At 42.7% G+C, this 15,395-nt stretch carries 10 protein-coding genes; 7 read left to right on the top strand and 3 right to left on the bottom strand.

Translation table 11 applies throughout. The features are described 5' to 3' along the window. Positions 1 to 62: 62 nt before the first annotated feature. Complete coding sequence (locus AACU33_RS03950) at positions 63 to 350, bottom strand: hypothetical protein (RefSeq protein ID WP_096587139.1); 288 nt, start codon at positions 348 to 350, stop codon at positions 63 to 65. A gap of 392 nt (positions 351 to 742) precedes the next feature. Here AACU33_RS03950 and AACU33_RS03945 point away from each other — a divergent pair, with 392 nt between their 5' ends. From AACU33_RS03945 to AACU33_RS03915, 7 genes are all read left to right on the top strand, one after another. Further along, positions 743 to 2,824 (top strand): AAA family ATPase, encoded by a 2,082-nt coding sequence (locus AACU33_RS03945; RefSeq protein WP_096587138.1) that lies wholly within the window; start codon positions 743 to 745, stop codon positions 2,822 to 2,824. 179 nt (positions 2,825 to 3,003) lie between these two features. Next, positions 3,004 to 3,378: a hypothetical protein gene (locus AACU33_RS03940; RefSeq protein ID WP_096587137.1), complete on the top strand. Its 375-nt coding sequence runs from the start codon at positions 3,004 to 3,006 to the stop codon at positions 3,376 to 3,378. Between the two features lie 83 nt (positions 3,379 to 3,461). Beyond that, positions 3,462 to 3,851: a nuclear transport factor 2 family protein gene (locus tag AACU33_RS03935; RefSeq protein WP_096587136.1), complete on the top strand. Its 390-nt coding sequence runs from the start codon at positions 3,462 to 3,464 to the stop codon at positions 3,849 to 3,851. Positions 3,852 to 3,915: 64 nt separating this feature from the next. Beyond that, positions 3,916 to 5,118 carry an alpha/beta hydrolase gene (locus tag AACU33_RS03930; RefSeq protein WP_096587135.1) on the top strand — a complete coding sequence of 401 codons (1,203 nt, stop codon included), beginning with the start codon at positions 3,916 to 3,918 and terminating at the stop codon, positions 5,116 to 5,118. 377 nt (positions 5,119 to 5,495) lie between these two features. Then, on the top strand, positions 5,496 to 6,704 hold the full coding sequence (locus tag AACU33_RS03925; RefSeq protein ID WP_339375748.1) for a DUF4331 domain-containing protein: 1,209 nt from the start codon (positions 5,496 to 5,498) through the stop codon (positions 6,702 to 6,704). 318 nt (positions 6,705 to 7,022) lie between these two features. Further along, entirely contained in the window at positions 7,023 to 8,414 is a 1,392-nt protein-coding gene (locus tag AACU33_RS03920; RefSeq protein WP_096587134.1) for a tetratricopeptide repeat protein, read from the top strand. 4 nt (positions 8,415 to 8,418) lie between these two features. Beyond that, positions 8,419 to 9,516, top strand: a complete 1,098-nt coding sequence (locus AACU33_RS03915) for a HupE/UreJ family protein (RefSeq protein WP_096587133.1) — start codon at positions 8,419 to 8,421, stop codon at positions 9,514 to 9,516. Positions 9,517 to 9,537: 21 nt separating this feature from the next. Here AACU33_RS03915 and AACU33_RS03910 read toward each other — a convergent pair whose 3' ends face one another. After that, on the bottom strand, positions 9,538 to 9,924 hold the full coding sequence (locus tag AACU33_RS03910) for a response regulator (RefSeq protein WP_096595121.1): 387 nt from the start codon (positions 9,922 to 9,924) through the stop codon (positions 9,538 to 9,540). Positions 9,925 to 9,934: 10 nt separating this feature from the next. Beyond that, positions 9,935 to 15,121 carry a response regulator gene (locus AACU33_RS03905; RefSeq protein ID WP_096587132.1) on the bottom strand — a complete coding sequence of 1,729 codons (5,187 nt, stop codon included), beginning with the start codon at positions 15,119 to 15,121 and terminating at the stop codon, positions 9,935 to 9,937. Positions 15,122 to 15,395: the final 274 nt, after the last annotated feature.

Below are 15,395 nucleotides of genomic sequence, written 5' to 3'. Positions count from 1 at the left end.
AAGCCGCGAATTGTGCGATCGCCTGTTTTAATTTCCTTCCCATCACCATCACTGTTGCTAATTCACTCATTAGCCGCCATCAAAGTGCGATCGCTCTTGCTCAAACGTGCAATTTCGAGGATAAAAGCTGCAATTGCCAGGCTCAAAGGCGCAACTTCGAGGATAAAAGCCGCAACCGCCAGCCTCAAAGGTGCAACTTCGAGGATAAAAGGTGCAACCACCAAGCTCAAAGGCGCAACTTCGAGGATAAAAGCCGCAACCGCCAAGCTCAAAGGCGCAACTTCGAGGATAAAAGCCGCAACCGCCAAGCTCAAAGGTGCAATCGCCAGGTTCAAAGGTGCAACGTTCACCTTCAGAGGTTTAAATTTCAACCTGAAAGCACAATTTTTACTCTTCTGAAGTAGACTGATGCGCTCAAATAGGAAATTGATTCCCCAAAGAAAGCGAAGAGGCAAGATTTTCAGAACTTTTGTGATGTTGGCAGTACCAACCCTCAGGATAAACTACAGATGCACAAGTGCGATCGCAGCTAAAATCAACATCACTGAAACTGCGTAACAATTCCAGCGTCAACTGTAAGGATAAAATATTATCTCAATATCCATCTGTTCGAGAAGCAGCAAGTAGCGTACTAAATGTAAATAGAGTGAAATTCTCCAAATATTTTTTATCACTCAGGTAGTGAGATAATTAAACCAAATTATTAATTACAAATTAGTAATTATTTGGAGAGATTTAGCTTATGCCATCCTTATCAGAACGGCTAGCTTGGGAAAGAAATCGCAAATTTGTTGGGCGAGAACAAGAGATAGCCTTATTTCAAAAAACGATTACTAAAACCGACTTACCTTTTAATATATTGCATATTTTTGGCCCTGGTGGTGTTGGTAAAACTAGCCTCGTACAACAATTTCAACGCCTATGTACGGAGCTTAAAATTCCATCTATTCATATTGAAGCCCGGAACTTGGAAGCTACACCAGAATCTTTCATCAGTGCTTTAAATGCCGACATGGGTTTACCAGAGAGTGATTCTCCCCTACAAATACTTGCGGCTAATGAAGAACGTCAGGTGATTTTTATCGACACTTACGAAAATATTTCCGCATTAGACGAATGGCTGCAAGCAGAATTTCTACCCCATTTATCTCTAGATACATTAATTGTTTTAGCTGGGCGGAATTCTCCTTCTGCAACTTGGCATAGCGATCCTGGTTGGCAAGCTTTAATTCATGTTTTACCTTTACGCAACCTCAGCCCAGAAGAAACTTTAGCTTATTTGCACACAAGAGATATTCCCGCTAACCATCACCAAGAAATTCTCAATTTTACTTACGGATATCCTCTGGCTTTATCCTTAGTTGCAGATGTCTTAGCACAAGGACAGGAAATTTCTTTTCCATTGGAAACTGCGCCAGATATTATTAAAACCTTACTAGAAAGATTTATCAAAGAAGTACCCACACCAGCACATCGCATGGCTTTACAAGCTTGTGCTGTAGTCAGGCTAACTACCGAAGCTTTACTTACTCAACTCTTAGAGTTACCCGATACTCACAATTTATTTGAGTGGTTGCGAGGACTTTCTTTTATTGAAACAGGACTATTCGGTTTATTTCCGCACGATTTAGCTAGAGAAGTTTTAATTGCGGATTTGCGTTGGCGGAATCCTGATATTTATGCCCAATTGCATCACCAAGCCCGTAGCTATTACAGCAAACGTTTAGGACAAACTCAAGGAGTAGAAAAACATCGCGTTTTATTTGATTATATTTTTCTGCATCGAGATAATCCGGCGATTCGTCCCCGTTTTACTTGGGGCGAAAATAGCAGTTTGTTAACAGATTCACTTAAGGAAAATGATAAAAATACAATTTTAGAAACCATCGCCGCCAATGAAGGCGAAGCATCAGCCCAAATTGCAGCCCATTGGTTACAGCGTCAACCACAAAATGTATTAGTATTTCGCGATTCTCAGCCTACCCCAGCCGGATTTGCAATTATGGTGGCGTTACATGAAGCGAGTAGCGAAGACATCAATATCGATCCTGGTACTATTGCAGCTTGGGAATATCTGCAAAATTATGCACCCTTACGCCCGCAAGAAGGCGCGACAATTTTCAGGTTTTGGATGGCGCGGGATACCTATCAAAGCGTTTCACCTATTCAAAGCCTGATTTTTGTCAATTTTGTGCAATATTTCCAAAAAACGCCAGGATTAGCCTACACTTTTTTACCCTGCGCCGAACCAGAAGAATGGACACCAATGTTAACATACTTCGATTTAGCGCGATCGCCTGCTGCTGATTTTACAGTCGGCGGACGAAATTATGGCGTATTCAGCCATGATTGGCGCGTAGTATCCCCCATTGCATGGCAAGAAATGTTAGCACAAAGAGAAATAGCTGCATCTGAGGTAGCCCCAGCTACAACTCCCGCTAGCCAACCACTATTAGTTCTCAGTCAATCTGGTTTTCTCGAAGCTGTACAAGATGCTTTGCGTAACTTTACGCGCCCCGATATATTGCATCAGAATCCTTTGTTGCGTTCTCGTTTAGTAGAAGAACAGGTTCCAGAATCAGGTAGTGTAGCCAAAAAAGTTGCAGCTTTACAAACTCTCGTCAAACAAGCAGCAGAATCTTTGCAATCATCACCCCGTGACGAAAAATTATATCGCGTCATCCATCGCACCTATTTGCAACCCGCACCAACCCAAGAAACAGCCGCCGAGTTATTAGATTTGCCTTTTAGTACCTACCGCCGTCACCTCAAAGCGGGGATGACGCGCATAGCAGAGATACTTTGGCAAAGGGAAATTAGTTAATTGTCATTTGTCCCCCTTGTCTCCCCACACTTCCCACACTCCCCACACTCCCTTATCCTCCTTCCCAGTTCGCTTGATTGAGCAAAAACTGAGCAAAAGTTGGACTGTTAAGTAAACAACGAAGCCAGACAAACTATAACTATCGACACAATCAGCACTTTGCAAGGAGAAATCAAATCATGATGAAAAAACACCACGCTGTAATTTTAACTGCGATCGCCACCCTCGGAATCTTTGCTAGCAGTACTTTACCCCTAAAAGCTTCTGCCCAAGAACTTAGCGACAGTGAGACTCAAGAACTCAATCAAGCCTTACAAGAGTTAAATCAAGCCTTACAAGAACTCAATCAATCTCTAGAAGCCAGTCAACAACCTTCTCAGCCACAAACTAATCTCAATTCTCCTCGCCCAGCTACAAAACCACAGCAGACATCAAAAGGTAAACAATGTCGAACTGTATTGCAACCGCGCACGTTTCTCGGTAATGGAGGGTTGTATGGTGCGCCATCTGTCACCTTTCAAACATACACAGTTCCAGTAAAAGTCTGTAAATAGAAATTTGGCAGATTATTGAGAAATCAAAGCCACTCGGATCGCATTGGCTTAATTCGTAATTATTTATTTTGGAGAATATCATCATGTCATCAGAAGTAATTCAGAAAGTTATTGCTGAGTATTTTGCTGCTACCCGCGCAATGGATTTAAACACTTGGTTATCAACTTTTGCCCCCGATGCTATTAGTTATGAACCGGAAAGACCAGCACTTACTAATCACGACGCTTTGAGCAAATTGTTTCAAGATATTGCTGGTTTATTTGAAAAAGTGGGATTGCAAGAAGAGAGTATTTTTATTACAAATAATCAAGCTGCTGTAAAATGGACTGGTTATGGCATTGGTAAAAATGGTCGTGAAGTGACATTTGAGGGAATAGATATTTTTGAGATAAACGAGCTAGGTAAAATTCAAAAAATGTGGGCATATTGGCATCCCGCCGCAATGATTGCGCAATTACAAGGTAATTTCTAAATGAAAAATTATCGTAGTGGGGGCTGAAGTTCTCGCTACGATAGCATATTAAAAAAATATAATTATGTTTCATAAATCTAAAAAAATTTTATCCTGGCTGGTAATCTTCCTGAGTATCATCAGTTTATTTCTCAGTTCTTGGATTATTATTCCGGCTCCTAATATGTCTTTACTACCCCTAGGGGTAGGAGCGCCAGAAGTCAGTCCTTGGTTATTGATATTAAATTTATTTTCTTTTTTATTAGCTTTTTTCTTTATATATCAGCGTCAACTGAAGCGTTTAGCTTGTATTTTTAGCTTAATCGGATTACTGATTTGTAGTTCCGTTTTAATAAAGATTGCCCCAACCGAAACACAAATGGCACAAGCCATGAAATTAGAATTAGGTGAAAATTATTTAGCGCAAATACCTCCACAAGTCAGCGCTAAAATGCAATCTCAGCCCTTTTCTTTAGTTAACAGCTTTCGAGGTATTTCATTAGAAAAAATCCGTCACAAAAGAGAGATTATATTTGCTACACCTGCGGGAGTTCCTTTAGAAATGCAAGTTTACCAACCGCCAAAAGTAGGGAAATATCCAGCATTAGTAGTAATTTATGGTGGAGCCTGGCGAAGTGGAAATCCTAGCGCTAATCCTGAGTTTAATCAATATATGGCGGCTCGTGGATATACCGTATTTGCAATTGATTACCGACACGCACCTGAATATCAATTTCCCGCACAGTTAGATGATGTGCGTACAGCCCTCAATTTTATTCGCCAACACGCCACAGAATATGAAGCCGACACAGAAAATATGGTACTTTTGGGACGTTCTGCTGGCGCACACCTCGCAATGCTAGCGGCTTATCAACCAGATGCACCACCGATTCGTGCTGTAGTCAGCTACTACGGGCCTGTGAACTTGACTGAAGGCTATAATACACCACCGCGACCTGACCCCATCAATACCCGCGCTGTATTAAAAGCTTTTATTGGTGGTTCGCCGCAAGAGTTACCACAGCAGTATCAAATTGCTTCGCCAATTAGCTACGTAAATCGCTCTTTACCGCCAACATTATTAGTTCACGGTAGTCGCGACCATTTAGTAGAAGCCAGATTTGCTAGACAGATGTATGAAAATTTACATAGATTGGGTAAAACTGCGATTTTGTTAGAAATACCTTGGGCGGAACACGCTTTTGATGCTGTATTTAATGGTGTGAGCAATCAATTAGCGTTATATTACACCGAAAGATTTTTGGCTTGGGTGTTGTTCAATCGATAATTTGATTATCAACAGAACCATTTACTAGAAATAATATAAATGCGATCGCACTTGGATAAATCTTCTCCCACTGTATGTTGATATTTGGGAAAAGAGATCCAAGTTATAAATTTTGGCGTATATCGCTTTCAAAATATTGGATTCCTAGCATTATTCTAGGAATCTCGAAAATATTGCTGCAAGGGTATAGGGACAATTATTCCCTCATATCCCTAGATTCTCATGCTTTGGCATGATTCTCAACGAACAAAAGTAAGTAAAAAGTGAACAGTTATTGGTCTGGAAAGTGAGCAGTTAAATTCAACACAATACAACTATCAAATCAATCAAGTTTGATTTTGAGCAGTAACTAACAACATTTTATCGGAGAGAAAAACATGATGATTGGCAAAATGAAAAAAATTGCGGGTATTGGTTTATTAGCTCTAGGCTTAACGGTGAGTTTAGCGACTTTAGCACCAAAATATGTGACCGCTTCCGACCATGATGATGGAGAAGTTGACACCAAAGGTCGCAATGTGAATTTAACTGATTTGTATGTTTTCCGCGAACAAGACCAAAACCCAGCAGCTCGTCAAGATGACTTAGTATTTGTGATGAATACCAATCCGCGATCGCTGGCTCGTCAGCAGTATTATTTTAGTACTAATGCGCTGTACGAATTCAAGGTCAGCCGCGTCGCTCATAAAGATGCAACTCCCACGGGGAAGGAAGATGCAATTCTGCAATTTCAATTTAGCGCCCCTAACAGCAAGGGAGAACAAGAATTTAAATTAACTGCGATCGTAGATGGTAAAAAAAGATCGGCTACAGGTAAAACTACACCATTAAGTACAGATCCACAAAACCCAACTGTTAATAAATTATCTTTAGGTGACACTCAAGTCAGCGTGTTTGCTGGGTTACGCGAAGACCCCTTCTTCTTTGATGTGGAACAATTCTTCCGCGTGCGTGCAGGTGCTTTGGGTATTGGCCCCGCCGTCGGTTTCCGTCCCGCCAACCAAGCAATTGATTTTGCCAAAGGATACAACGTCAACTCAATTGTGGTGAGAGTACCGCGTTCCTTTTTGGCAGGACACTCCAAAACTACAACTTTCGATGTTTGGGAAACTATCTCTGTCCACAACCCACGTAATGGTAAATTTCAACAAGTTGAGCGCCTAGCACGACCGGGTATTAATGAAGGCTTGATTGTCACCAACGATTTTCTCAACGCTTTTAACAGCATTCCTCCTACTGCTGATTTAAGTTCCGCCGCCGCACCTGTGGGAGCAGAAGCGAAAAAGACACTTAAAGCTTTGGGTAACGACGACAAACGCGCTGATGCTCTCCTCGGCGCATTCCTCCCCGATGTTATGCGAATTGATACCACCGTACCTAGTGGTTATGCTAACGCTCTCAATGCTAAAGGCAGCCCTATAGCTGGCCGCAAAATTACAGACGATGTTATTGATATCACTCTCAGCGTCCTAACTAACGGTGCAGTCAAAACCGATAATGTCTCTTATGAAGGTACTCCCGGTAATCCATCTCAAGGACATAAACCGTTAGAGTCACAATTTCCTTACTTAGCATTACCCAACTAGGAAGAGGCAGGAGGTAGGTGAGTCCACTTGCCGTCTACAGCCCTTCGGGCATCCTTCGGCGGGCGGTTTCCGTCACGATGGCAAAGTGGCGTTAGCGCAGCGTAAAGCCTTCGGCATAGCTTCGCTTAGAGCGACGAAGGAGCGTCACCCGAAGGGGAGCAGGGGGAAAAGAAAGCGGCATTGCTGAATTAAAGTATGAAATTTTCAAAGTTCTCATCAATCAACAACGCCAAAAATTTTACGAACACCTGTAATCTCTCCCCTACCTCATCTCTGCGTTCTCGGCGTCTCTGCGGTTTAAAAAATTAGCACTTAACTATGACATCAACTGTTCACAAATATCAACCAAAGATTTTCAAAGCTCTATGGTTGCTGCTTATTCCAACGCTACTAGTACCCATATTTCCATTTTTACATTTCCCATCTGCCAAACTAGCAGCACCCTATGGCTATCCGTTTTCTCCATCCTTACCTGGGACTGATGACCGTCGTGCCAACTTAGAAGCGGAAATCACTTTTTATCAAGAAAAAGTTCGCCAAAATCCCCAAAGTGGCTTGAATTTAGCATCTTTAGCGCAATCCTACTTGAAGATGGCAAAAGCTACAGGCGAAAGTAACTGGTACTTACTAGCAGAACAAGCCGCCAAGCGATCGCTCTCCAATTTACCTTTTAATAATCATAGTGCGGCGATCGTGCTTGCCCGTGTAGCTCAAGCTAGGCATGACTTTACTGAAGCTATTCGCCTATCTCAGCAAGTATTAAAGTTGCAGCCTCGTAACGATAATGCCTTGGCTATTTTAGTCACATCTAACTTGGCAATGGGTAAGTTGTCAGAGGCGAAAATTGCCGCCGACGCTTTAGTCAACAAAATTCCCACCCAAAGCAGTTTGACTTTACAAGCTTTGGTACTGACTGCCCAAGGTAAAGATGAAGCCGCAATTGATACATTTAAATTGGCTTTATCAGTAGAGGAACCGGGCGAAATCGGCAGTTCAGCATCAACACGAGTGTTACTCGGTCAGTTTTACTACAAACACGGACAATTAGAATTAGCCGAACAACTCTATCAAGAAGCACTGCGGATTTTACCTCGATACCCTCTAGCATTGCTGCATCTGGCAGAATTAGAAACACGCAAGGGAAATTACCAAAAAGCAGCCAGTCTTTACGCTCAAGTTTTGCCGAACAACCAAAAAACCTCAACGATTTTTGACCATGCTGTGTTGCGAGGTCAAGCCAGAATTAAGCAGTTACAAGGTGATACACTCGCGGCGAGTAACTTGTTAAACCAAGCAGAAACCTTACTCCGTCAGGAAAACGCCGCCGGACACACTAACGGTTCCTTCGGTCATCGTCGCGAATTGGCACGATTGTTATTAGATAAAAACCGTCCCCAAGATATAGCGGAAGCGTTATCTCTGATGCAGGCAGAAGTCAGTATTCGCCGCGATGCTCAAACTCTAGATACCTTAGCTTGGGCGCTTTTCCGTTCTGGACGTGTCAAAGAAGCTCAAGAAATTATTCAAGAAGCAGTGCGATTGGGTACGCAGGATGGCAGTATATTCTACCGTGCTGGCATAATTGCCAAAGCCTTGGGCAATCAAGAACAGGCTGTCAGTTATGAAAAGTTAGCGCAGAAAGTTGACCCGACCTTTGATGAACAGGCGCGGCGCACTTTGGGGTTGGGATTAGAAAGTTTAGGATTTTAGAAAGATGAAAACTACGTGGCGCAGATATCGGCTTTTAATTGTCTCTTTTTTGGGCGCACTGTTATTATCAATTACTTGGGCTACTCCCAGTCAAGCACATTGGGCAGATTTAGCAGTAGCGGAAATAGCGGTAGACAAGACACAAACCGCAATGACGCTGACATTTCCTACAGGCTTGGTAGCTTCAGCTGATGATAACCGTGATGGACAACTCTCTGATGCGGAAGTTTCTCAACATCAAACAGAACTTGAGCATTTTTTAGGCGATCGCATTCGTCTGGTTAACGAACAAGGACAAGCGGGTGTAGTTGCAGTTACCTCATCTAACAATTTACCACCAAATATTCAAAGCAATGCCAACACTCACACTACCTTAGAACTCACCTACACTTGGACACAAGCAGTTACCGGACTGACAATTAATTACAATTTATTTTTGCCCAATGTTCCTACAGCTCGTTGTCTAGCTACTGTCATCCAAGCAGGAAAAACTCAAAACTTAGTATTTACACCAGAAAAACATGAGTTTTCTTTAATTAGTGGTTCATTATGGCAGCAAGTTAGCAGCTTTGTTGTATTGGGTGTAGAACATATTCTTTCTGGTTATGACCACGTTTTATTTTTAATTAGTTTGTTAATGGTGGGTGGTGGGTTAGGCTATTTATTAAAAGTAGTAACTGCTTTTACAATCTCTCATTCTGTCACCCTATCGTTAGCGGTACTTAATATTGTCACCCTACCCGTACAATTTGTCGAAAGTGCGATCGCGCTGACTATTGTTTATGTAGCAGTGGAAAACTTTTGGTGCAAAAGTTTAAGGTGGCGCTGGTTACTTACTTTTAGCTTTGGACTCATCCACGGACTTGGTTTTGCAGGTGTTCTTAAGGAAATTAATATTCCCCAATCCAATTTGGCTGTATCGCTAGCTAGCTTCAATATTGGTGTAGAAATTGGTCAACTAGCTATTGTATTAACCGCGTTTTTCGTACTACGAGTATTGCAAAAACAACCTTGGGAATTAACTTTTCGCCGCTTTGTATCTGCCTGTATTATAGCTGTTGGGTTATTTTGGTTTGTCCAAAGAGCTTTTGGGTTATCCTAGGCGGTAATATCGGGTTATTAACTAATTTTCCGTACTCCAACCTAGAGATGTGGCTATTTGACTCGCTAATTCTAGCGGATTGAAAGGTTTAGCGATCGCATTTGCCATTCCCATCTGTGCATAACGACGGCGATCCGCAGCCTGGATTTTCGCAGTTAACAAAATCACGGGAATATCTTTAGTGGCTGGATTTGCTTGTAATTTCTCAAATGTAGTAATCCCATCCATATCTGGCATCATCACATCAAGAAGAATGGCATCTGGTTGCCAAGTTTCGGCTTTCATTATGCCTTCTTTTCCCGAACTCACCGTCATCACTTCCCAAGCGGCGACGGTTTCCAAGCAAATTTTGGCAACTTCTTGAATGTACTCTTCGTTATCAACCACGAGAATTCGCTTTGTTTTCATTGCTACCACCTTATTGTTGATTTTGTGTAATCCGCTGAAGTAGCTCCATTACGCGCTGTTCAAATTCTTGGGTTGTCACACGTCCTTTGGTTAAAAATTCTGTATGTCCTAATTTAAGTCGATTGCGTTCCGACTCATCCAGATCGGTAGCTGAATAAACCACCACAGGAGTGCTACAAAGTCGATTGTGCTGTTGTAACCAATCTACGACTGTAAACCCATCGCTTTCTGGCAGAATTAGGTCGAGAATAAGTAAATCTGGGTTGATTTCTTGGCTGAGGTGAATTGCTTCTCGTCCAGTTTGGGCGAGGAAAGTTTCGATGTCGTGTCTCTCAAACAGGGTGATGAGCAATTGTGCCAAATCGTTGTCGTCTTCGACAATGAGAATGCGAAATCGTTTTGAGGATTTAGCCACTACTTGTCTGAGTGACTGCAATAGATTACTTTCTTGAACTGGTTTACTTACCCAATCAACAAAGTCTGCACTGGGTTGACTGTTGAGGTTTGGTTTGTAGACACTACAAATCACAATCGGAATGTCCTTTGTATCTGCCTGCTCTTTTAATACTGCCATTGTTTCCCAACCATTCATACCAGGCATTAATAAATCCAATACAATTACATCTGGACGTAGAGTTGCGGCTAAAGCGATCGCTTCTTGACCGGTAGGCACTGTGACTACGCGATATCCTCCTGATTTCAGTAAATTTTCTAGCTCTTTACAAATTACGGGATCGTCATCACAGACTAGCACTAGCCGCGATTGCTCAGTCCGCAATTCAGCAGAGCCATTGTAGTGCGCAGCTTGTTTGAGCAGCTGGCGTTGCTGAGTTGTATATGCGAAATCTGGAGTCTGGGGCGATCGCTGGATGGGTAGGGTGAAGTAAAAAGTACTACCTTGTTCTAAAGTACTTTCAACCCAAATGCGTCCGCCATGCTGTTGGACAATGCTTTTGCAAATTGCTAAACCCAAACCAGTACCATCATGGTTGCGGGAATCGGAAGAATCAACTTGTTGAAAGCGCTCAAAAATACTGTCAAGCTTGTCGGCGGGAATACCGCGTCCGGTATCTTTGACTGTAAATACAACTTCATCGCCTTGTTGTGCTGTTACCAACCAAACTGTTTGTCCCGCAGTCGAGAATTTAATGGCGTTACTCAGCAGATTCGTCAGAGTTTGAACAATGCGATCGGGATCTACCCATAGTTCAATGGGTAAGCTAGAAATCGAGAGTTTTACCTTGGCTTTGTCGGCTAGGGGCTGCATGATATTCACTGCTGACTCAATCAGATCGGGAACAGTGCAGGTTTCTCGTTCCATTTTCACCCGACCCGACTCGATTCTTTCGATATCCAGAATGTCGTTAATTAGCCGGACTAGGCGATCGGTACTATCAGTAGCAATTTGTAGTAGGCGTTTTCCCTGCTCCGATTCTGCTGGAAGCAAACCACTGGCTAACATTCCTAAGGAACCGTGAATCGAAGTTAGGGGCGTGCGGAGTTCGTGACTGACAACAGAGACAAACTCATCTTTCATACGTTCGATTTGCTTTCTATCTGTAATATCTCTTAGAATTACAGTATAATAAAATTCATCTCCATTATCCACTTTCGAGATCGAAGCTTCTGCAGGAAATTCTGTACCATCCCGACGCCGACCAAATATTTCCTGGCGTTCTCCCATCCGCCGGGCTAGGCTGGGAGATTTGCCAAAGTCAACGACATGGTGACGATGAGCCTGAGCAAAGCGCAATGGTAAGAGTAAATCCAGCGATTGCCCGATCGCTTCTGGGGCAGAATAGCCAAAAATCTTCTCTGCACCTTGGTTAAATAAAATAATTTTTTGTTCGGCATCGATAGAAATAATGGCATCATCAGCAATATCTAAAATGCGGGCAAATTTTGCTTGCGAGATCCGCAGTTGTTCTTGTATCCGCAGGCGTTCATTCAGTTCTGCTTGTAATTTGCGATTGAGGCTAATTAATTCAGCAGTCCGTTCGGCAACTCGCAATTCCAATTCATTATTAGCTTTATGCAGCAGTGCTTCAGTCCGTTTGCGTTGAGTAATATCGCGAGCAATAAATTGAGCTGCTGGTTGACCTTGATAGGTAAAGGCTGCGGCGGCGATTTCGAGGGCGATCGCAGTTCCATCTAACCGCAGAAATTCTTCTTCATGCAAAGAAACTGACTGTTGCAGTTCTTTGAGGAGTCGCAAATATTCCGCGATCGCCTTCTGGGAGTTGGGGTGTACGAAGTCAAGTATATTTTTACCCAGTAATTCTGCCGCGACTGTGGCACCAAAAAGTTTGATTGCAGCACTGTTGACAAAAACGAAATTACCGTCAAGTTCAATAAAAATTGCTTCTGGACAAAGTTCTACTAGCTGTTGATAGCTTTGCTGACTTTGTTTAAGTTCCGTTTGCGCGAGTTGGCGATCGCTGCGATCGCGCAATGCCATAATCCCATAAGCTAAATCTGCGGCTAGTGCTTCCAGTAATTGCACTTCATCCGGATCGAAAGCTTCTGGTTCGGTGGCGTAAATATTCAATGCTCCAAATACTTCACCATTAGCGATTAAAGGTAAAGCAATTGATGCTGCATAGCCTTGCTTAGTTGCCTGACATCGCCAAACTTCGTAATTGGGATCGGTTAAAATATTCTGGATAATCGAGGTTTGACCTGTGCGGATCGCTGTTCCCGATGGACCTCTACCGTGAATTGTATCTGCCCAGGTGAGGTTGAGCGATTGTAAATATCCGTCTTCATAACCTGCTTGCGCCACTGGGCGAATAGTTTTTTGCGCATCGCGTTCGGCAAAACCAACCCACGCTAGACGATAGCCGCCAACTTCCACAATCATTTGGCAGATTCTCTCAAGCAAATCTAACTCTTCCTTAGCGCGTACCAGCACTTGAGAGCAATTACTCAACGCCTGAAGTGTTCGATTTACCCGCCGAATTTCCGTTTCGCTGCGTTTATGTTCTGTAATGTCTCGCGTAATTGCTAACTGCACAATTGCACCATCTGCTTCGTAACGCAGAGGTACAGCGTGAGTTTCCATCCACCGCCGATGACCTTGGCAGTTAATTATCTCGAACTGTATAGTACCCTTATTACCCTGACAAATACTTGCGTGGAATTGGCGAAATGCTTCTCGATCTTCTGAGGCAATTAAAGAATAAACAGACTTACCAATTACAGCAGCAGTACTCTCAGCCTCTAGCATTGCCAAACCTGCTGGGTTAATTTCCAACAAAGTGCCATCAGCAGCAATCAATTTGACGCATTCTCCCTCGGCATCAAAAATAGCACGCCAGCGATTTTGTTGTTCGGTAACTCCTGCCTTTTGGCTATTAGTCACGCGCCTTAATAACTTAATTCGCTCTAAGCGATTAATAATCCGGGTAACGAGTTCTGGCCCGACTATCGGTTTACTCACAAAGTCATCAGCACCAACACTAAATACGCGATCGACAATTTCAGCATCGCTATGAACGGTGAGAAACAAAATTGGTAACTCACTCCAATGGGGATCGTTGCGTACTACTTTGCACAATTCAATTCCATTGGTATAAGGCATTTCCACATCTAGAATCAGCAAATCTGGAGAAACTGCTTCCAAAGTTGACCAAAACTGTCGCGGATCTTCCAGCCCAATTACTTTTAGCCCCCAAGGACTGAGTAAAGTTTGTAACAATGCCAGAATTTGCGGATCGTCGTCCACAGCTAATATCTTCGCTTCCGCATGGGGAGATTGTTGCAGTACTTGAGTAATTGCCTCTAACACCTGTGACGCAGGCATGGGCTTCTGCAAAAATGTGTGTCCGCCGTTACGAGCCAGTTGCAAACGGTTAGTAAAATCGCTCTGTTCGGTAATAACTAACACTGGTACAGGAGGTTGGTGTTGGGAAAGTTCTGCAAGTAGGCTCCAACTTTCCTCTTGATTGCTAGAAACACTGGGATCGAGCAGCACTACACTAGGATGCTCTCGGTAGATTATATGGCGAGCATTTTCCAGACTGGTGGCAATTGTAACTTTAAGTTTCCATTGAGCAGATTCTTTTTGGAGATTTTCTGCTAAAGTAGGGCCGCGATCGATGACTAAAACTAAAGGAACGTCTTCGGCCGTAGCTAGCGGCAATGTCGATTCGTCTTGTTTACTCTGAATTTCTTGACGTAATTGCTTCACCCAATTTTGTAATTTGCCAATCTCTGATGGCGTGAAGGTTTTTTCAGATTTCAGTAGTTGTTCAATTTTACGCGCTAGTTTCGAGCCGAGGGGCAAGCCAAATGTACCCAAAGATCCTGCCAAGGTGTGGGCTTCTTGAGCTGCTTGCACGCGCAATTCTGAATTTAAAATATTGTGGATGTATTGCTCTATTAGCTGCACCTGCGAGTCCACTCGTCCTTGAAATCGCTGCCAAATTGCAGCGACGGCTGCCAGTGTTTGTTGCTGTGATTTATTATTAGTACTTGCAGATTTTGCCCGATCTATTTCTGCTTTATTTCCTGGCTCTTCTGCTGTTTGTGGTTTGAGTCGATAGCCAATACCATAAACTGTTTCGATTAAATCGTTAGGCGCTCCCACATTGCGGAGCTTCATGCGCAAGCCTTTGATATGAGTGCGAACTGCTTCTTCACCAGGAGTATCATCATAAGACCAGAGATGTTCCAAAATCATGCCGCAACTAAATACCCGGCGACTGTTGCGCAAGAAAAGTTCTAATAAGGCGTATTCTTTTGGCGTTAAAGCAAGTAAATCTCGCTCGTAGGTGACTTCACAGCTACTAGGATCGAGGCGTAAATTGCCCCACTCTAGTACGGGTTGCGATGTTTTTCCACCCCGACGTAATAAAGCACGCACGCGAGCCACTAACTCTTCTTCATCAAAGGGCTTAACTACATAGTCATCTGCACCTGCATCTAGCCCAATTGCCTTTTCGTGGCTGCTATCACATCCTGTTAATAACAGGACTGGCATTTGCAAACCTTGGGAACGTATATGACGACAAAGACTGATGCCATCTAGCTTAGGTAGCATGACATCCAAAAGCACTAAATCATAGTCGTAAGTTTCAATTAAATCCTGACCAGCGATACCATCAGTAGCAACTTCGACTGCATAGTTTTGGTTAGTGAGAATTTCGCTGAGTACCTCTGCAAGTAACTCGTCATCCTCTACAACTAAAATCTTCATATCAAAAGCTTTTTTGAGATCGGTGTTTTTTAGATAACGAGCAAAAAAAGTTAAATTTAAAATAAAAAAATTAATATTAATGTTTGGCTTAAACGAATATTAAAGGATAAATCTTAGAATAATTTACTTTGAGGTAACAAATATCAACATTTATCAATCTCTAGAATTTTTTAATTAACTTTTAGATACCAAATAGGCCATATTGTCAGCAAACGCCTGGATGTTTCTATCTTAAATTTTAGATAAATATAGAAATTTTGACATTAGGAATACA

This window comes from Calothrix sp. NIES-2098 (genome assembly GCF_963875125.1).
Taxonomy (GTDB): Bacteria; Cyanobacteriota; Cyanobacteriia; order Cyanobacteriales; family Nostocaceae; genus Aulosira.
Note: the sequence above shows the minus strand (reverse complement) of the source record. Positions and strands in the feature narration are given on the sequence as shown.

What these genes read in the sequence shown, in the direction of transcription:
- AACU33_RS03905 (WP_096587132.1), bottom strand. Translation starts at nt 15,121, where the DNA reads ATGAAGATTTTAGTTGTAGAGGATGACGAGTTACTTGCAGAGGTACTC.
- AACU33_RS03925 (WP_339375748.1), top strand. Translation starts at nt 5,496, where the DNA reads ATGATGATTGGCAAAATGAAAAAAATTGCGGGTATTGGTTTATTAGCT.
- AACU33_RS03910 (WP_096595121.1), bottom strand. Translation starts at nt 9,924, where the DNA reads ATGAAAACAAAGCGAATTCTCGTGGTTGATAACGAAGAGTACATTCAA.
- AACU33_RS03945 (WP_096587138.1), top strand. Translation starts at nt 743, where the DNA reads ATGCCATCCTTATCAGAACGGCTAGCTTGGGAAAGAAATCGCAAATTT.
- AACU33_RS03940 (WP_096587137.1), top strand. Translation starts at nt 3,004, where the DNA reads ATGATGAAAAAACACCACGCTGTAATTTTAACTGCGATCGCCACCCTC.
- AACU33_RS03935 (WP_096587136.1), top strand. Translation starts at nt 3,462, where the DNA reads ATGTCATCAGAAGTAATTCAGAAAGTTATTGCTGAGTATTTTGCTGCT.
- AACU33_RS03930 (WP_096587135.1), top strand. Translation starts at nt 3,916, where the DNA reads ATGTTTCATAAATCTAAAAAAATTTTATCCTGGCTGGTAATCTTCCTG.
- AACU33_RS03915 (WP_096587133.1), top strand. Translation starts at nt 8,419, where the DNA reads ATGAAAACTACGTGGCGCAGATATCGGCTTTTAATTGTCTCTTTTTTG.
- AACU33_RS03920 (WP_096587134.1), top strand. Translation starts at nt 7,023, where the DNA reads ATGACATCAACTGTTCACAAATATCAACCAAAGATTTTCAAAGCTCTA.